Genomic DNA, 17,660 nt, shown 5'->3' on the forward strand with positions numbered 1-17,660 from the left:
CGGGTTGTCGGCAGGCGGTGCTTTCCGTTGACCTCTGTGGTCGTTCGCTGACTCATCGATGCATTCGGGAAAATCACATCTTCTTGACAGCCCCTTGAGCCCCATGGCTTTCAATAATCATTTTGCACATCGAATCCGGCTAATGTTTTTTGTGAGCGACTTCTCAGAATGGAGTCGTGCTTCAAAAAAGAATAATTATACAAGCTAGACTGAAAAACAAAACGCCAGGAAATTTAATACCACAAAAATCACATTATGCTTGTCAGGCATAGGTAAAGTGCTGGCTATGTCCTCGGCAATGAGGCAATTTTCGATTTAAGACTTCGCAAGAGGACAGGCCTAATGACGATTGCATTCATCGAGCAAAACGATCCAGCGCCCGATAATAAAGAGCCGTGCGGTTTAAGTCGGTTGAGCGTCGCGCTGTTGGGATTCGAAACAGCCGATGAAGAAAAGCTCAAGCGAGTTTTGCAAATGGAGCGGCCGGACGGGCGCAAGTACATGGCCGTTAGCCGCGGCGACAAGATTCAGGGCGATATTCTTCTGGTGAATTATGACAATCCCGGCGCACGGGAGGAAAAAGACCTGATCCTGGCCTCGTATCCTCAAGCGCAGGTGGTCGCGGTCAGCCGGGGGCCTCTTCAGGATGCTCCCGCTCGTCATATTCGCGGGATGCTGAGCGCCGCCAGAGTCCTCGCGGTGCTCGATCAGGTGAGCGTGCCTAAACCTATCGAACCGGCTTTAGCCGGTCTACCGACGGCGGACGATGATTCCCTTTCGCGGCAGGTTGACCCGCAAGACAGGTCGACGGCAGAGTCCGGTCTAAGCGAAACCCCAACTTCGCCTTCGCTTTCCGGCCATGCCGGCTATCGCGCCCTGGTCGTCGACGATAGCGCCGCCATCCAAAAATCGCTCGAATTGAATCTCGCCACATTACCTCAGATTGGAGCCGTTGAATTTGCGGACAGCGGAGAAGCCGCGCTCGCGAAAGCCGAGACGGCTCAATACGACCTGATATTTCTGGATGTGATGATGCCGGGGATCGATGGCTACGAAACCTGCACGCAACTGCGCAAGAAAGCGCAATACAAAAAAACGCCCATCATCATGGTGTCCGGAAAAACGTCTCCCCTGGATGAGGTCAAGGGCGTCATGGCCGGCTGCACGACTTATTTAACCAAGCCGGTGCAGGCGGAAGCATTTCAAAAACTCGGGGCCAGGGTACTGGCTTGGCTGGAAAGGCAGGCGAGACCCTAACACGTCTTCGGCGACCGCTCCGGCCATTCAAACTTTGCAATGATTCATTTTTCAACACTCAAACCCAAGGAGTCAGCATGTCCATTCTAAAAATTTTGATCTGTGACGACTCGATCACAGACCTCGCCCATCTGAAAAACGCCTTGCAACATTCGGATTGCATTTTGGTTACTGCAAATAACGGCGATGAAGCGCTGAAGAAAGCTAAAGCCGAAAAACCCGACGTGATTTTTATGGATATCGTGATGCCCGGCATGGACGGTTATGCCGCTTGCCGTGCTTTGCGCAACGATGCGGAAACCAAAGACATTCCGATTTTCTTCGTCAGCAGCAAGAACCAAAAAGCCGACCGAGTCTGGGCGCAAATGCAGGGCGCGAAAGATTTGATTGCCAAGCCTTACGAGCCCAAGGAGATTACTGAAAAACTGGCGGCGCTCTCCATTTGACGCAGTGTCTTAACCTGATGAACGGAGTAACAAGCAATGAAAACAGAATTTATCATGGTCGACGAGGGCGATGCGAATCCGACATTGCCCACGGCGCAAGACAAATGCGTTTTCGGTATCCGGATAGGCAGCGTCGGCTTTCTGGTATCCCCGTCGATTTATTGTGAAGTGCTGGATAAAACACCGGTCAATCCGTTGCCAAATACCGCCCCGTGGTTAAGCGGCCTGTTGAATTTGCGCGGAAATCTGCTGCCGGTCTTCGATTTACACACCGTGTTAAGTGAGGAAGTCTCAGATCCCAAACAAAGGCGGCTCTTTGTGCTGGGCAGGGGAGATACCACGGCGGCGCTATGGATAGACGGTTTGCCGGTGATAAAGAGCAGCGCATGCTTTCAGACCGCAAGCGACCTTTCGACGCTTTCGAGAATTGAGCGGCGATTCGTGTCGGGCGGTTATGAACAAGACGGACAGGTTTGGTTCAACATCAACTTTGAAGACTTGTTCAAGGCCTTGGGCGGTCACCAATATGCCGTGGAGGAAAGTACGGAATGACCCCGACAACTCCCTGCGTAGCGGAAACTCTACTTGCCGGCGACCCAGTCTGCCTGCTTGAACACCTTGCCGATCAGTCGGCACAGGAGGGCTGGTTTGGCCTGCAAGATGCCAATTTAATCCTCGCCGAAGCGCTGCGGGAGCTTCGGCAAGACCAGGATTTAGATCTTGGCGGCGGAGTGGAACAACTGTTGGCCGATTGGTCCGATCTGGTCGAAAAATACCGCACTGATTGCAAGCGAACGGCAAAAGCGATCATTCACTATCTGCGCCGTCCGGAATTGAAAGTTCCGCTGGTGGAAGATGAATTCAACGATCTCGAATTGCAACTTTGCGCCAATGATGAGGCGGATATTCACGCAATGGCCTCCGAAATGGCCGTGGAGTTTTCCGGAAATTTGTCGGCCGTCGCGCAGGAAATCATCGATTTATTGTTGCTGCAATGCCAAACGATTCGTAATTCTCTGCTGGACATCGCGAAAGACGATAGCGCTTCGGTGGCGGAGGGCTTGCAGCAAGCCGGAGAGGCGTTGGAGCGTTTTTTCAATGCGGCCAATACCGCAGGGTTTACCGGGCTGGCGCAGATTTGCGCGCATGTGAATGCAAACATCGGGCGATTTCTGGAACAAGCCGATAGCTTTGGTGATGAGCCTCTCGAACTGTTGTTCGGATGGCTGAGCCAGGTTCAGGATTATCTACCCGTTTTCAATGAAGATAATGCCGGGCAATTGCTCGTGGCAGGATTAGCGGATCGGCAGTGGCCTTTGCCGATGTCGTTTGAAGCGGTGGCCGAGATGCTGCTGAAAATGCGTTCCGAAGGCGCTTCCGTGATCTCGGATTCCGTGCCCGTCCGTCCGCAAGCCGCCACCGCCGAAGATATTGCACTGGACTTGCCGGACGATGTCAATTCGGAACTGCTGGAACTTTTATTGCAAGAGTTGCCGCTGCATACGCAGCAATTTTCCGAAGCGGTGCGGCGCCTGCAGGCGGGCGGCGGCGAAGAAGACGTCAACCTTGCCCAGCGTGCCGCGCATACGCTGAAGGGTTCTGCGAACACGGTAGGCGTCAAGGGAATAGCGGTGTTGACCCACCATTTGGAAGATATTTTGATCGCCTGCGCCAGGGAGCAAAAGTTGCCAGACCGGCGCTTGACCGATGCGCTGATGCATGCCGCCGACTGCCTCGAAGGCATGAGCGAAGCGCTATTGGGACTCGGCGCGCCGCCGGCCGACGCCACAGCCGTACTCCAGGACATATTGGATTGGGCGAACCGCATCGATCTGGATGGCCTGCCCGATGCCTCCTCCGAAGAGACCTATGCCGAAAGCGCGGCCGCTTCGGTCGATGCAGGTCCCAGCATTGACAATTCGGAGGCGCAGGCGGCCATGGTGCGGGTCGCCGCAGACCAGATCGAAAAGCTGTTCAGACTCTCGGGCGAGAGCATCATCCTGAACGGCCAGGCGCAAGAAAGCTCGCGCCGGCTCAGCAAGCAGTTACAGGGCATGCGGATGCAGTTTACCCTGCTCAGGCAACTGGGGGAGGAACTGGAACGCTTGATCGATCTGAAGGATTTAACGGGACGGACATCCGTGGCGGCCGATGCGGGTTTCGATGCGTTGGAAATGGATCAGTATAACGAACTCCATACCGTCAGCCGCCGCATGGCCGAGGCCGCGCTCGATGCGAGGGAAATCGGCCAGGACATCGAAAAGGAATTGGGCCTGCTCGGCGAAGTGCTCGAAGATCAGCAACGGGATGCGATCGATGCGCAGGAAACGATCATGCAAACGCGTCTGGCGCCGGTTTCCTCGATTGCGTCGCGCCTGCAAAGAGGCCTCCGGCAAACCTGCCGTCTGACCGGCAAGTCATGCGATCTGACGCTGACGGGCGAGAGCGTGCTGATCGACGGCGACCTGCTCAATACGCTCGTCGAACCCTTGATGCACCTCATCCGCAATGCGGTCGATCATGGCATCGAAGATGCGCAAGCCCGCGTGGCGAGCGGTAAGCCGCAGAATGGCCGGCTTGTGATCGATTTTGCCCAGGAAGGCAATAGGCTTCGGGTCCGTTGCCGTGATGACGGCCGCGGTTTGGATTACGCAGCGATTCAAGCGGCGGCCGAAAAGCGCGGCGCATTGACGCCCGGACAGCCGGTTTCCGAAGCGGAATTGCAACGCTTCATTCTGCGGCCGAATTTTTCGACGCGCACCGTGACGACCCAAACCTCCGGCCGAGGCGTGGGCATGGACGCGGTGTACGCCCGGATCGTCGCCCTGGGCGGAACGATGACGATGGACTCGGCAACAGGGCAGGGCATGACGGTAGAACTCAGGGTGCCGCTGCCGCTGAGCCTGACCCATGCGCTCTTGGTCAACGCGGGCAGGTTTCGGGTGGCGATTGCCGGCAAGGGCATCGCGCAAGTCCATCATATCGGCGATTGCGAACGTCTTGCCGAGGATCACTCCGATACTCTCGTTTTAGGCGGTCAATCCTACCCGTCGGTAAGGCTCGACCGTCTGCTGCATATTCCTGAACAGCGCAAACCACCGCGTCCCCCAGGCGCCGTCCTGTTGATTCAACACGAGGAGAAGACTACCGCAGTACTGGTCGATTCGGTCATCGATACCGCGGAAGTCGTGATCAAACCCATGGGCAATTACCTCGGCAAGATTCCGGGTTTCATCGGCGCGACGATTCTGGGCGACGGCGCCGTGACGCCGGTGCTCGATCTGCCTGAATTATTGCGCGCTCCGATCAGGCCGATCGACGCTATCGAATTCGCGGCGCTGGAGAGCGCGGTGACCGAAGCGGCGCTGCCGACGATCCTGGTGGTGGACGATTCGCTGAGTCAACGCCGTGCTCTGGAGCAACTGTTAGTTGATGCCGGCTACAAGGTTCGCAGCGCGCGCGACGGCATCGAAGCGGTGGAATTGCTACGGCAGTTCAAGCCGCAACTGGTGCTGACCGATCTGGAGATGCCGCGCATGAACGGCATCGAATTGACCGCGCATATCCGCAAGCAGACAGGCCAAACACGGCTGCCGGTGATCATGATCACCTCGAGAACCACGCAAAAACACCGGCAAATGGCCGAAGAAGCGGGCATCGACGCCTATCTCGCCAAGCCGGTGCGAGACGACGACTTGTTGACCCACATCATGCATTTATTACCATCGAATCCCTCCTTAATCTAATCGGGAAGCATTATGATCAAAATAGCCAAGCTAAATGTATTCGGCCGCTTTCTCCTGTGGCAGAAGTTCGCCGTTCTGGGTGCGATTGCACTGACCCTCGTGGGCGCGGGATTCACCTATTTCGTGAACGAACAGCAACAGCGCATCGAGGTGGCCGTGCGCGAGCAGCAAGGCCTGAAGGTCGTCAAGGAATTGCTCGGCCTGGTCAATTCGGTGCCGAGACATCGCGGCTCGTCGACGGGCCTGCTAAACGGCAATGGCGCGCTGGCGGCCGAAGAAAGGGCTACGAAGGCGCTCACCGCGCAGCACCTCGTGGCGTTCGACGCGATGAGCCAGGCTATCGGTGATCAGGAGCTGCTGAAAATCTGGGGCAGCATCAAAAATAACTGGCCGAACATCGCGCAAGCGGTGGATGGCCGCTCGGTCACGCCGCAGGAAAATTTCCAGGCCCATACCCAATTGATCGCGAAGGTGTTGGACATCCTGGATCTGTCCATCGATTATTACGGATTGTCGCAGGACCCGAACGCGGAAACCCATTTTCTGGTGCAGGCCGTGTTGGTGGACAGCCCCACGCTATCCGAATACCTGGGGCAGGCGAGGGGCTGGGGAACGGGGCTTTTGGCCAAGGCGGCCAAGGCCAGGGAGCAGGAAAAAAACAGGGCAGATCAGACTGTCACCCTACAGGACCGTGCCCGCCTTGGCATCATGACCAACATCGCCAATGCGCACTGGATCAGCGCCGACCGGAACTTTGCCAAGTCGTTGAAGGTGACCCAGCAACCGAGCAAGGCTTTGGACGCACAACGCAAGGCCGCAGCAGGTCTGGTTGATCAGGTGCTCAAGCTCTCCGACGAGGAGATCATCGGTCAGCAGACGATCGGCTATGCTTCGACCGATTATTACAACCAGTATTCCAGAGCCATCGAGGAAGTTTTCAAAACGATGGACGTCGGATTCACTGAACTCGATCATCTGTTCACCACGCAAATCGACTCGGCGAAACAGCAATTGATGATGGTTTCGTGCATGATTCTCGGATTCATCCTTGTCGCGGCAGGGATTGTCTTCTATATCGTCAGGTCCATCACCCATCCGGTTAATTACCTGGTCGGCGTGATGCAACAGCTGGCGGGCGGCGACAATAACGTGCGCGCCAATCTGGAGACCTTCGATGAAATCGGCGTTCTGGGTCGCCAGTTCGACATCATGATCGACCAGCGCGAAGCGGTCAGCGCCCAAATTCGGCAGGAGAACGAAATTCTGAATGACTCGATCATCGATTTGCTGCAAGGTGTGGCCAAGCTTGCGCAAAGGGATTTAACCATCAGGCTGCCGGTCGCCGAAAACGTGACCGGCCCGGTCGGCGACGCCTTGAATCTGCTGTCGAGCGAAACGGCCCAGGTATTGAACCGCATCCTGCGCATCGCGGAAGACGTCTCGCAGGTATCGAAGCAGGTCAAAGCACAGTCCGATAGCGTGATTCACATCGCCGCCGAAGAAAAACGCGAGGTCGAGCAGGCGGCTTCCGAGCTGAATCATGCATCGGAAACGATGTTGAATATCGCAAGGCTGGCGATGTCATGCAATCAGGCCGCCGAAAAAGCGATTCAAACGACAGACAAGGCGCAAGAAACCGTGCTGGGCACCGTGCAGGGCATCACCACCATTCGCAATACCATCCGCGAGACCGAAAAGCGGATCAAACGGCTGGGCGAACGTTCGCAAGAAATCGGCAGCGTGATCAGTATTATTAACGGCATCGCGGAACGGACCCATATTCTGGCGTTGAACGCGTCGATGCACGCCGCATCGGCCGGTGAGGCGGGTAAGGGTTTCGCGGTGGTCGCGAACGAAGTGCAGAAGCTGGCCGAAAACGCGCGCGAGGCGACCGCGCAAATCTCCGGTCTGGTCAATAATATCCAGATCGAAACCGCCGACACGATCACCACGATGAACGATGCGATCAGCCAGGTGGTGCAGGGAACGACGCTGGCGCAGCAGGCCGGCAATGAAATGCGCGAGACCCGCGAAACCACCGCCAATCTGGTGCAACTGGTGCAGAGGATCGCGGCGAACTCGAAGACTCAGGTCGAAACGACCCGGAAGCTGCGGGAGCGCGCGATCCAGATTCAAAAAAGCACCGAACAAACTTTCGAGCACTTGCAGGACCAGGGCCAGCAAACCGAACGACTGGTCGATTATTCCAGCGGCCTGTTACAATCCGTCGGGGTATTTATCTTGCCCAAGGCCGACGAGGTAATTGCCTGAGCAACGGCTTCCGCTGTTTGAAAGGTTTGCCGCCGACTTTAGGCATCTTGCGGCGGCATAGTTTGAAAAGATAGGTGCGAAGTGAAGGATACCCGCCCTGCATCGGCAAGGGCGGGTAGGTGGGGTTATTCGCGGATGCGGATCAGGTCGTGGCAGCCTTTGCAGGTGGCGCCGAGCTTGCCGAACTGGGTTTTAATCGCGGCCACATCGCCGCTAGCCGCGACCTTTTGCAATTCGTTCGCTTCCTTGATGAAGTTGGAATTGAATTCCTTCGCTTCGTCCTGTTTTTCGAAAAATTCCGGCTTCAGCCGGCTAGTCTTCCAGCCGGTGCCTTTATCGGTGCCGGCCCCGTATAGTTTCTCGAAGACACCCGAATTGGCGACCCCTGCGATCGCATTGGCGGCGGCGATCACTTCATCCTTGTTGTAGGTCTCCGGATGATCGGAGGCCTGAGCCTTGATTTTCGCGGTATTCCAGCTCAGGAAAGAGTAGGCGGATTGGCGGAAGCGGATCTGGTCTTCGACGTCTCCCGCCCATGCCGCAGCAGTGGCGGCGCCGAGCGCCAGGGCAATTGCCAGTTTGATTTTCATCTAGATAACTCCTTGTGATGGACTCAAAATTTGAGGTTAAAAATGATGTGCAAAGGTGGTTAGAGATAAGATAAAGACGCGCCCCAAAGAGTGATTCCTGGGGCGCGGTGAGATTACAGCTGTGGGTTAATTTGCTGTTTTTGCATCGGCTGTAGCGGTTTGTACGCCGGCCAGCGGCGCCAGGTATTCGATGACATTGCCGCCCCAAACGCCCCAGACGGTCGAGGCCGCGATCAGCAGGCTCAGGATCAGCGGCAGGGCGCCGGCGGTTTGGGGAACTGCCGGAACCAGGGTCTGCGGCAGTTGTTTTTTGCCGGTCAGCATCGGCAGGATCAGGTTCGTTTTTTTGACGCGCTGATAGAACAGGATCGCGGTGATGTGCAGGCCAACGATGACGATCAGCCCATTCACGATCTTGATATGCCAGCCGCTCAGTTTGTCGCTGAAGTCCTTGTCGATCAGGTGGAACAGCGGTCCCTCGAACGCGATGTCGTCGTTCGCGAACAAGCCGGTGCCGGCCAGTGCGGCAAGGATGCCGAGCAAGGCCAGTACCGCCAGCGCGCCGAGCGGATTGTGGCCGGCGCCTTGCCAGCGGCCTCTCAGGTAGGCGATCAGCCGCGGCAGGGTAGGGAAGAAGTCGCTGAAGCGGGCGTGCCGGCTGCCGACGAAGCCCCAGAGCAGACGGAACACCAGGAGGCCGAGCACCATGCTGCCGCAGCGTCCGTGCCAGTCGGTCCATTCGCCGCCGGCCTTGCCGCTGGCGTAGGCGCCGACGACCGACGCGACCAGCAGCCAGTGAAACAGCCTCAACGGCCAATCCCAGATTTGCGCTTCGATTTTCATGACATCCTCCCGTGCCGGATTAGCCGCGTAAATGTTTGTTGAAGAAAGTGAGGGTTCGGTCCCAGGCCAGCTTCGCGGCCGCCGCGTCGTAACGCGGGGTGGTATCGTTATTGAAGCCGTGTTGCACGCCCGGGTAAACGAAGGCTTCGTAGCTCACGCCGGCCTTCTTCAAGGCCGCTTCATAAGCCGGCCAGCCGGCATTGATGCGGTCGTCGGCGCCGGCATAATGCAGCAACAGCGGCGCCTTGATTTTGGCGGTTTCTTCCGCCGACGGCTGCGCGCCGTAGAAAGGGACGCCGGCCGCCAGGTCGGGCAGTTGGGTGGCCAGGTAGTTGACGATGCCGCCGCCGTAGCAGAAACCGACCGCGCCGACCTTGCCGTTGCCTTCCGGCAGTTTTTTCAGTTCCTGCGCCGCCGCCAGGAAATCGGCCTGGATCTTGCTTTTGTCCAGGTTTTTGAACAGTTCCCGCGCCTTGTCTTCGTCGCCGGGATAACCGCCCAGCGTGAACAACGCATCCGGTGCGAAGGCGATGAAGTTGTCCAGCGCCAGCCGGCGGGTGATGTCTTCGATATGCGGATTCAGTCCCCGGTTTTCGTGGATCACCAGCACGACCGGCAGTTTGCCTTCGGCCTTGGCCGGCTGGGCCAGATAGCCGCGGATCTTGCCGTTGCCGAGCGGGGAGGGGTATTCGACGAAGTGAGTCACGATGCGCGGATCGTTTCCGGGCACTTGCTCTGCGTGGGCGAAGCGCGGATTCAACGCTTCCAGCAGCGCCTCGGCGCTCAAGCCCAGGAGGGCGTACTTCGGAACTGAAGCTAAAAAATCCCGGCGCGAGATGTCGCCGTGAACGTACTTGTCGAACAGTTTTAGCGCTTCCGGGTGGAAGTCGTTGGCTGTTTTGCGCGCCATGAAAATCTCCTTGAATATTAAATGAGTCGGATCACTGTCATTAAGGATTCGCTCGAAATTAACTTCCCGAAACTTGCCCTCATCGTTCCCACGCCCTGCGTGGGAATGCCGCCTGAACCGCTCCTGCGGTTCGGGACGCAGAGCGTCCTTTAGCGGGTTCCCACGCAGAGCGTGGGAACCATAAGCGGAAGTTATTTTTGAGCGAATCCTTAATGATACTGATGAATCGTATGGGACACTCCACGCGTACCCTTTACAGCGAAAAGGTACGCATAGCAGCGCCTTCGTTTCAACTCGGCGCGGTCAGAACCGACAGCTTGGTCACGCCGGCGCGTTCGATCGCCGCCATCACCTTCGCGACGACGCCGTATTGCACGCCGTCGTCGGCATTCAGATTCAACGCCAGCTCCGGGTTGGCCGCCTGCCGGGTTTTCAATTCGTTCTCGACCGCGTCGACCGCGATTTCGCGCTTGTCGATGAACACCTTGCCTTGCGCATCCACGCTCAGATAGACAGGGTCTTTTTCTTCCGGCGGTGCGGTTTCGGCGGTTTTCGGCAGATTCACATGCACCGCGTTGGTTAACAGGGGGGCGGTCACGATGAATACCACCAACAGCACCAGCATCACATCGACCAGCGGCGTGACGTTGATTTCGCCCATCACGTCGCCGTCGTCTTCTTGAGTTTTAAAGGCCATTAGGCGTGCGCCTCCTTAGCCGCGATCAGATCATCATGGATGTCTTTGGCTGACGCTTTTTTACCGCCGCTGATTTCTGTCAGGCGCGCACTTGGCGCCGGTTTGCTGCCGGAGCGTTCGATGATGAACGAGGCTTTCAACGCCAGATGCACGAAGTCGATCGCAAAGTCATCCAGGAAGGCCCAGACCACTTTGTTGCGGCGGATGTAGAAGTTGTAGCCGACGACGGCTGGCACCGCGACCGCGATGCCGACGGCGGTCGCGATCAAGGCTTCGCCGATAGGACCGGCCACGACTTCCAGGCTGGCAGAGCCGCTTTTGCTGATGCTGGTCAGGGCGCCCATGATGCCCCAGACCGTGCCGAACAGGCCGACGAACGGCGAGATGCTGCCGATGGTGGCCAGGATCGCCAGGCCGCTTTCGAGGGAGCCGCGTTCCTTCTGCATTTGCTGGCGCAGACGCCGGTCCAGCAGTTCCTGCCGGTCCCAGGTGTGTTCGAGGTCATGGGTGGAGGCGCCGGACTCGGTTTCGATCAGCGTCAAAAAACCGATGCCGGCGACCCGCGCGGCAGGGCCTTTCTGATGATCGAGCTGGGCGGCGGCCTGAATACTCGGTGCGCTCCAGAACTCCTTGCTGTAACGGCGGTTGTGGTATGAAATCCGCGCATGCTGGATGCCCTTGATCAGGATCAGCGCCCAGGTCACGACGGATGCGCCGATCAAGGTGTTTAGTGTGGCGTCGACGATGAAGCCGGTTGCTATATCGGACATGGAAGTCTCCTTAGGATAAATTGAAATTGATTGGAACGGTAACCCAGCCGGCGATCGGGGTGTCGCCGCGCTTGGCCGGTACGAAAGACCATTGCCTGACGGTTTTCACCGCCGCATCGTCCAGCACCTTTTGGCCGCTGGACTTGATCACATTAATACTGTCCGGTTTGCCGTTGGGTTGAACATGAACCTTCATCAGCACCTTGCCTTCCCAGCCTCTTTCCATAGCGACTTCAGGATATTCCGGGGCCGGGTTGTGCAGGTAGTCCGCTCCGGCGGTCGGCGCGGTAATCTTCTCCTGCACGACCGGCGCCGGCGGCGCGGGTGGGGCTGCTATCGGTGCGGGCGGCGCGTTGGAGATCACCGGAGTCGGGTCCGGAATGGGGGCCTGTTCGACCACTTTCGGCGTCGGTTTCAGTTTCTGCGGCTTCGGCTTTAACGGCACGACTTTAGGTTTAACTACCGGTGGCTTGGGCTTTGCGACTGGCGGTGGCGGGGCTACCGGCTTGGGCCTGGATAGGGTGATTTGGACTTTGGTCGGCAATGGCTTGGCCGGCTCGACGATCTCCTGCCCAAGCGAGGCGCCATCGAAACGCTGGACCACGCCGGTATGGATGGCGATCGACAGCAGCCCCAGCAACAGGTAGTCAAACGGCTTGCGGTCGCGGTTGTCGCCGGTGTATTTGAAATCGGCCAGCGCCGTAGCCAGCGGTGTCGTCGAAAAATTCGTGACCGACGGCGCGGCGGGTTTCAGCGCAGCAGCGCCGGCCGGCTCCCAATCCAGCGAGGGTGCGGGTGGTACGAATGGATTGTTAAATGCTAAAGGACTGCTCATTGCGATGTTCCTCGTTTAAGTAACTGTTGCACAGGGATTCGTCGGTTCCGATCGCCCCGATGTCCATCGGGCAGTAGCTCCCGGCTGAAGTCGATTCGGCTTGGCCGAATCCGCTGTGCAAACACAAAATTAACAACGCCGTTTATCTATGTGCCTGTCGGTCTTGATTCGGGCGTTATGCGTAGAGTTAAAGCACGAGACGTGCCAGCTTGGGCATTGCGTTGGGTAGTGCGCTTTAGTAAATCTGTAATGTTTTGTTGTTTAAGGGGTTTTTTATGAGTGACGGGGTCTGTTGTGCTGCGTGCGGCTCAGCAGGATTGGGTTTTTTCGCTTTCGATGATATTAAACTGCTTGCTTAGCATCAGTTTTTCCCTAGCCGTTGCTGGCATGGTGTTGATAAATCAACATCATGGAATGGGCGGCGAATACGACTTACAGGCGAGTTCCAATGCGTTTAGCGTATTCAATTGAATACAAAGGGTATAGGAAACCCGGTGCCCTTCGGTTACACTCTGATTCCATTGGATTCTGACGGCCGGGCTAAGAGCCAATGCCATTAAGTTAAGGATTGCCGGTTCCTTCTCCCTCCGGGAGAAGGCTAGGATGAGGGGATCAAAATAAAGTATTTTTCCTTATTTTATTCCCCTCACCCCGACCATCTCCCGGTAGGAGAGGGCGTTTTGCCCTTAACTTAATGGCAGTGTCCTTCTCCCTCCGTACCCATAGGGCATAAAGGAGAAGGCTGGAATGACGACAGCAAGGATGCAGGAGGTACGACCACAAGGAGGTGGGAGGTAGAATCGCGTACGGAACAGCGATCGAGAGCAATGCAGGAGCTATTGCCGAGGGGATCAAAATAAAGTATTTTTCCTTATTTTTGATCCTCCTCACCCCAACCCTCTCCAGCAGGAGAGGGCGCTTGCTTCTTAACTTAACGGCATTGGGCCAGGAGCTACTTTGCGCACTGAAAGTCCAAAGCAGCTATCCACGGATTCCAAATTAGAATTTAACCTACTGGCTCAGACCGACTCTAACCCGCCCTCCAAGGCAGTTTCTTGATGGGCTGGTTAGTTCTGGACAACAGACGATTGTTAAATGTATATCAGTCTATATGGCTGATAAACTGTGATCGTTTATAGGGAAACCGTGAGTATATTGTTTAGAATTAGGCGATAATTGATGATGCATGGAAAAAATATAAATAAATTAATATGAAAATTCGCGTTATTATAAAAAGACTATCAAATCCTCGCATTAGAAGGCGATTGAAAATTGCTCTTTCTATTTTCTTTGGCGGTATTATGCTTGGTCTGATGTTTAAGGTTGTCTATGATATTGGTTATTTTGACGCGCAGTCACTTGAAAATGATAAAATTGCTGAGCTGCCTACTACGAATCCAGTGCTGACAATGGAATCTGCTCAGCATATCGTGTCTGGCGCGCTAAAAGAAGACCCTACTAACCCGAAAACAATTGTAGTTGAGATTGTTGATAACAATCGTAGACTTTCAACCATTATCATTGAAAGTAACAAGATAAAAAAAATTGCTCGGATTATAGATATGCATTTATTTTTTACCTGCGAGCTATTCAATGAAGAAGGTTATAATTTAAACGAAGGTATTGAGCATCAATATAATATCAATCGTGATAATTTCAATCGTGGCGGTCAATGATTGCTCCCAGCAGGGCTAGCCAGGCAATTGAAAAAAAACTTGTGGAATCCAGAGAATCGTTCTAGATTTGACCGAGCAGAACACCTCAGCCCGGTAGGGTGCGCACCGCGCACCATTCAATAAATCCGAAAGCTAAATATCTATTCGGTTGCCAAAGTTTTTGTTGTGATTTGGCATCAAAAAAGGGGCGCAATGCGCCCCTTGGCTAGTTTGGTTGGTTGCTAAAGTGTCGTTATGCACAGATAACGGAAATTTCATATACACCCGGATAGATGTCTATACTTAACGCTAGGCTTTTTTTATGGAGAGAGCGATGTCTCAATAAGCAATGTACGCACCGCGTACCTTTTGAAGGCTTGGCTCATCGGAAAGCTTTGAAAATGGTACGCGGTGCGTACCCTATGCGGCTTACCCCAACCAAAGGATTCGCAATGAGTAACGCATGTGAAAAAAACACTCCCGAACAAGACGATGAAATCATCAGAGATAAGGAGCGCATCACGGTTGCACTGTCCACTAGTGAAACCGTTGCGCGCTACGGCAACGCCAATGCGGAATACATAAAAGGCTATACGGGCATCGACAACGAAACCGGACAGCGTTTTGCCAAAGGTCTGAAGGACATCTCCGAAGGCAAGGTTCACCCGGACTATGCCGAACGAAACATCAAGCAGCAGGCTGGCTTTTCGGCCGAAGTCGCTACCACTAGCCGTGACAATTCCGAAGCCATCATCAACGGCTCCAAAATCCGAACAACGCGCAGTGATGATCTCCCGCAGTACGGAAAAAATCACAATATTGTAGATCGCGTACAAATTCTTGATGGAAATATCATCGAAGGCTCGCAAAGCCAGATGAAGTTTGTCGGCGACCGCAATGCTCTTTTCAAGAAAATCGCAGAAGATACTCAAAATGGCGACGGCGAATTTGCCCGCTATCGCGGCATCAAGCTGGAACTTCCGTCAGAACAGTACGGAGACGCCGCCGAATATTGCCGAAAGAAAGCACAGGAACTGCGGGATCAGGCTGAAATGGCAGCTGGGAAAGATGCACCACCCGAAGTAGTCGAGCGGTTACGTAGGAATGCCGACAATTATGACCAACTTGCCGAAAATGTTTTCGACTCCGGCCTAACCACTGAAGACGCAATCTTCTATCGCGAGCATCCCAAGATGGCCACTGCGCTGGACATCGCCCGTACCAGTCATCGCGCCGGAGTCGAAGGCGCGAAATATGGCGCGGTTATCGGCGGCGCCATCTCCCTACTGACCAATGCGTTCAGCGTGGCCCAGGAGAAGAAACAGTTCAGTGAAGCGGCTTTGGATGTCACGACGGATATTGCCAAGGCTGGCGCACTCGGTTATGGCACCGCCTTTGTCGGTTCGACGATCAAGAGTGGCCTGCAACAGTCGAGCAATCAGACCCTGCGCGTATTGGCCGGCACCAATGCCCCGGCACTGGCCGTCAATATCTGTCTGTCGCTAGGCAATTCCGTCAAACGCTACGTCACCGGGGAAATCAGCGAAGCGCAACTTCTGAGCGAAGTAGGAGAAAAAGGTGCCGGTATGCTGTCCAGCAGCATGATGGCCGCACTGGGGCAACTGGCGATTCCCGTTCCCTTCGTCGGCGCTGCCATTGGCGGGATGATCGGCTACACCCTTTCTTCTTTCTTTTATCAAAGCGCATTGGATGCTGCGCGTGGCGTGGAACTTTCCCGCCAGCAACTGGAGCGCATCAGAGCCATCGAAGCTGCCGCCCGTGACCGTATTGCCGCAGAGCAGGCAGCCTTGGATGCCTTCACCCGCCGTGAAATTCCGCAGTTACGCCAGGAAACCGAATGTCTGTTTGCCGTCGTGTCGAATGGTGCCAGCCATGTTGACGATCTGGCCGCCGCCATCAACGAATACGCCACCCTGCTGGGAAAAAAACTGCAATTCCAATCCATGTCGGAGTTTGAAGATTTCATGGACTCCGACCAACCCTTGGCCCTGTAATCAGAAAGCGAGAAACCTGACCATGCTCATCAAATTACTGCCGGAATCCGAAAAAGAGCTGCTGCTGGACTTGACCAAACTGCTGACACTTTCTGACAATCCATTACTCTGGGGAGGGAAACCCTCCGATGAACTAACGTCCAATTCCGACCTCACTGACATCAGCATTCAGAAAGACGAACAGGAAGACGAACTGATCGCCGACTTCGAACGCTCTGCCGGGTTCAGCTCGTTCTGGTCGGCCAGAAAATCAGAACGAGTTGAACGGCAGTTGATAGAAGAGCTGAAAAAGCTCCCCATCAGCAAGATCGAGCAAGCAGAAAGCCGACTGCATGCTGCCACAACTGTCTTGAAAAAGCATCTCGAAGGAAAGAGTTTTAACTTTCCATCCACCGCCAGAATCATACTTTTCGAGCTGATTCTGGCAGCCCTGCGCGACGGCAACATTTCCAACATTGAACAGGCTCTGCTCAAAGAAGTGCAACTTCACTGCCAGCTGGAAGACTTCATCTTCGACGATCTGTTGGAACGCGCCGAAGCACTAAACAACGAAATCAGCAAAACCATTTCCATCGTTCTAGAATAGGAGAAAACACATGCCCATTCCAATCCTTATCGCCGCAGCCGCAGCCGCAGCCGGACTCTACGGTGTTACCAAAGGCGTCAGCGGTGCAATCGACCACAGCAACGCGAAAGACATGAACAATGATGCTGAGAGCATGGTCAATGCCGCCAACCGCAAGGTCGAACAGCACCGCCAGTCCACCAACAAGACGCTGGAAGACTACGGACAACGCAAGCTGCGCGCCTTCAATGGCGTCGTGGCGGACTTCATCGACACCTTCGGTCGCCTGAAGAATGTCGAAGTGACGAATACTCCAGAGCTGGAAAAACTCAACGCAGGCGACTTCTCTACAACCACTTTGAATGGCCTGCGTCAGGATTATCAGGCACTCAAGGATGCCGGACTTGGCTTGGGAGCCGGCATGGGTAGCGGGGCTGCACTGGCCTTCGGTGCCTACAATGGCACCATGCTGCTGGCAACCGCCAGCACGGGTACCGCCATTTCCTCGCTCGGCGGCGTCGCGGCCACCAACGCGACACTGGCTTGGCTGGGCGGAGGCTCCCTGGCTGCCGGCGGCTACGGCATGGCCGGCGGCATGATGGTGTTGGGCGGTATCGTTGCCGGCCCTGCCCTGGCCATTTTCGGCCATATCCTGGGCAACAAGGGTGAGGAAGCACTGAACAATGCGCGCAGTAATCTGGAGCAGGCCAAAACTATTCGCGATCAGTCGGAACTGATGGCTGGCAAGCTTCAGGCCATTGAGCAGGTCACTTCGCTAGCAAACAGCACCTTCTCCTATATCACCGCTCACTTGCGTCATGCAGTGCATGACATGAAAGCGGCGATCGAAAACCGTGGTGAAAACTTTCGGACGTTTTCTGATGAGGACAAACAGACCGTACTCAGTTCGGTCAAATTCGCCCAACTGCTCAAGGCCATGATCGACACCCCGATCCTCGATCAGGATGGTAACCTGGTTCTGTCTACCGAGAAACGCATACAAGACATCGCGGCCGTGACGAACGGCCAGAAGCCTGCTCTGGACGCCTCTGCATCCTGA

General features: G+C 55.5%; 15 protein-coding genes. 9 read left to right on the forward strand and 6 right to left on the reverse strand.

Annotation, left to right across the window (positions count from 1 at the left end; all coding sequences use genetic code 11):
* The first annotated feature begins 342 nt into the window (after positions 1–342).
* The 5 genes from ACEPPP_RS16320 to ACEPPP_RS16340 are packed head-to-tail and all read left to right on the forward strand — an operon-like array spanning position 343 to position 7,720.
* Positions 343–1,257: a response regulator transcription factor gene (locus ACEPPP_RS16320; protein WP_374088423.1), complete on the forward strand. Its 915-nt coding sequence runs from the start codon at positions 343–345 to the stop codon at positions 1,255–1,257.
* Positions 1,230–1,703 (forward strand): PleD family two-component system response regulator, encoded by a 474-nt coding sequence (locus tag ACEPPP_RS16325; protein WP_374088424.1) that lies wholly within the window; start codon positions 1,230–1,232, stop codon positions 1,701–1,703. Before ACEPPP_RS16320 ends, ACEPPP_RS16325 begins: the two co-directional genes overlap by 28 nt.
* Before the next feature lie 36 nt (positions 1,704–1,739).
* Positions 1,740–2,255, forward strand: coding sequence for a chemotaxis protein CheW (locus ACEPPP_RS16330; protein ID WP_374088425.1), 516 nt, complete (start codon positions 1,740–1,742; stop codon positions 2,253–2,255).
* Positions 2,252–5,449, forward strand: a complete 3,198-nt coding sequence (locus tag ACEPPP_RS16335) for a response regulator (protein WP_374088426.1) — start codon at positions 2,252–2,254, stop codon at positions 5,447–5,449. The genes ACEPPP_RS16330 and ACEPPP_RS16335 overlap by 4 nt, the downstream gene beginning before the upstream one ends.
* 12 nt (positions 5,450–5,461) lie before the next feature.
* Positions 5,462–7,720, forward strand: coding sequence for a methyl-accepting chemotaxis protein (locus tag ACEPPP_RS16340; RefSeq protein ID WP_374088427.1), 2,259 nt, complete (start codon positions 5,462–5,464; stop codon positions 7,718–7,720).
* A gap of 125 nt (positions 7,721–7,845) precedes the next feature.
* Here the strand turns inward: ACEPPP_RS16340 and ACEPPP_RS16345 are convergent, their stop codons facing one another.
* The 6 genes from ACEPPP_RS16345 to ACEPPP_RS16370 form a co-directional block, all read right to left on the reverse strand.
* The gene (locus tag ACEPPP_RS16345; protein WP_374088428.1) at positions 7,846–8,310 is read right to left on the reverse strand and encodes a cytochrome c; all 465 of its coding nucleotides are present in this window, start codon (positions 8,308–8,310) and stop codon (positions 7,846–7,848) included.
* A gap of 126 nt (positions 8,311–8,436) precedes the next feature.
* The gene (locus ACEPPP_RS16350) at positions 8,437–9,153 is read right to left on the reverse strand and encodes a cytochrome b/b6 domain-containing protein (RefSeq protein ID WP_374088429.1); all 717 of its coding nucleotides are present in this window, start codon (positions 9,151–9,153) and stop codon (positions 8,437–8,439) included.
* Between the two features lie 19 nt (positions 9,154–9,172).
* Positions 9,173–10,063, reverse strand: a complete 891-nt coding sequence (locus tag ACEPPP_RS16355) for a dienelactone hydrolase family protein (protein ID WP_374088430.1) — start codon at positions 10,061–10,063, stop codon at positions 9,173–9,175.
* A gap of 289 nt (positions 10,064–10,352) precedes the next feature.
* Positions 10,353–10,760 carry a biopolymer transporter ExbD gene (locus tag ACEPPP_RS16360; protein WP_024298182.1) on the reverse strand — a complete coding sequence of 136 codons (408 nt, stop codon included), beginning with the start codon at positions 10,758–10,760 and terminating at the stop codon, positions 10,353–10,355.
* A complete protein-coding gene (locus ACEPPP_RS16365; RefSeq protein ID WP_374088431.1) occupies positions 10,760–11,530 on the reverse strand; it encodes a MotA/TolQ/ExbB proton channel family protein in 771 nt (256 codons plus the stop codon). The genes ACEPPP_RS16360 and ACEPPP_RS16365 overlap by 1 nt, the downstream gene beginning before the upstream one ends.
* 10 nt (positions 11,531–11,540) lie before the next feature.
* Positions 11,541–12,365 (reverse strand): energy transducer TonB, encoded by an 825-nt coding sequence (locus ACEPPP_RS16370; protein WP_374088432.1) that lies wholly within the window; start codon positions 12,363–12,365, stop codon positions 11,541–11,543.
* Positions 12,366–13,576: 1,211 nt separating this feature from the next.
* Here ACEPPP_RS16370 and ACEPPP_RS16375 point away from each other — a divergent pair.
* The 4 genes from ACEPPP_RS16375 (at position 13,577) to ACEPPP_RS16390 (ending at position 17,660) form a co-directional block, all read left to right on the forward strand.
* Positions 13,577–14,041 carry a hypothetical protein gene (locus ACEPPP_RS16375; RefSeq protein ID WP_374088433.1) on the forward strand — a complete coding sequence of 155 codons (465 nt, stop codon included), beginning with the start codon at positions 13,577–13,579 and terminating at the stop codon, positions 14,039–14,041.
* A gap of 431 nt (positions 14,042–14,472) precedes the next feature.
* Positions 14,473–16,035, forward strand: coding sequence for a hypothetical protein (locus ACEPPP_RS16380; RefSeq protein ID WP_374088434.1), 1,563 nt, complete (start codon positions 14,473–14,475; stop codon positions 16,033–16,035).
* Between the two features lie 22 nt (positions 16,036–16,057).
* On the forward strand, positions 16,058–16,621 hold the full coding sequence (locus tag ACEPPP_RS16385; RefSeq protein ID WP_374088435.1) for a hypothetical protein: 564 nt from the start codon (positions 16,058–16,060) through the stop codon (positions 16,619–16,621).
* A gap of 10 nt (positions 16,622–16,631) precedes the next feature.
* Positions 16,632–17,660 carry a hypothetical protein gene (locus tag ACEPPP_RS16390; protein ID WP_374088436.1) on the forward strand — a complete coding sequence of 343 codons (1,029 nt, stop codon included), beginning with the start codon at positions 16,632–16,634 and terminating at the stop codon, positions 17,658–17,660.

The sequence above is a fragment of the Methylomicrobium lacus genome (assembly GCF_041897535.1).
In the GTDB taxonomy this organism is placed as follows: domain Bacteria; phylum Pseudomonadota; class Gammaproteobacteria; order Methylococcales; family Methylomonadaceae; genus Methylomicrobium; species Methylomicrobium lacus_A.

What these genes read in the sequence shown, in the direction of transcription:
- ACEPPP_RS16320 (WP_374088423.1), top strand. Translation starts at nt 343, where the DNA reads ATGACGATTGCATTCATCGAGCAAAACGATCCAGCGCCCGATAATAAA.
- ACEPPP_RS16330 (WP_374088425.1), top strand. Translation starts at nt 1,740, where the DNA reads ATGAAAACAGAATTTATCATGGTCGACGAGGGCGATGCGAATCCGACA.
- ACEPPP_RS16335 (WP_374088426.1), top strand. Translation starts at nt 2,252, where the DNA reads ATGACCCCGACAACTCCCTGCGTAGCGGAAACTCTACTTGCCGGCGAC.
- ACEPPP_RS16340 (WP_374088427.1), top strand. Translation starts at nt 5,462, where the DNA reads ATGATCAAAATAGCCAAGCTAAATGTATTCGGCCGCTTTCTCCTGTGG.
- ACEPPP_RS16345 (WP_374088428.1), bottom strand. Translation starts at nt 8,310, where the DNA reads ATGAAAATCAAACTGGCAATTGCCCTGGCGCTCGGCGCCGCCACTGCT.
- ACEPPP_RS16350 (WP_374088429.1), bottom strand. Translation starts at nt 9,153, where the DNA reads ATGAAAATCGAAGCGCAAATCTGGGATTGGCCGTTGAGGCTGTTTCAC.
- ACEPPP_RS16355 (WP_374088430.1), bottom strand. Translation starts at nt 10,063, where the DNA reads ATGGCGCGCAAAACAGCCAACGACTTCCACCCGGAAGCGCTAAAACTG.
- ACEPPP_RS16360 (WP_024298182.1), bottom strand. Translation starts at nt 10,760, where the DNA reads ATGGCCTTTAAAACTCAAGAAGACGACGGCGACGTGATGGGCGAAATC.
- ACEPPP_RS16365 (WP_374088431.1), bottom strand. Translation starts at nt 11,530, where the DNA reads ATGTCCGATATAGCAACCGGCTTCATCGTCGACGCCACACTAAACACC.
- ACEPPP_RS16370 (WP_374088432.1), bottom strand. Translation starts at nt 12,365, where the DNA reads ATGAGCAGTCCTTTAGCATTTAACAATCCATTCGTACCACCCGCACCC.
- ACEPPP_RS16375 (WP_374088433.1), top strand. Translation starts at nt 13,577, where the DNA reads ATGAAAATTCGCGTTATTATAAAAAGACTATCAAATCCTCGCATTAGA.
- ACEPPP_RS16380 (WP_374088434.1), top strand. Translation starts at nt 14,473, where the DNA reads ATGAGTAACGCATGTGAAAAAAACACTCCCGAACAAGACGATGAAATC.
- ACEPPP_RS16385 (WP_374088435.1), top strand. Translation starts at nt 16,058, where the DNA reads ATGCTCATCAAATTACTGCCGGAATCCGAAAAAGAGCTGCTGCTGGAC.
- ACEPPP_RS16390 (WP_374088436.1), top strand. Translation starts at nt 16,632, where the DNA reads ATGCCCATTCCAATCCTTATCGCCGCAGCCGCAGCCGCAGCCGGACTC.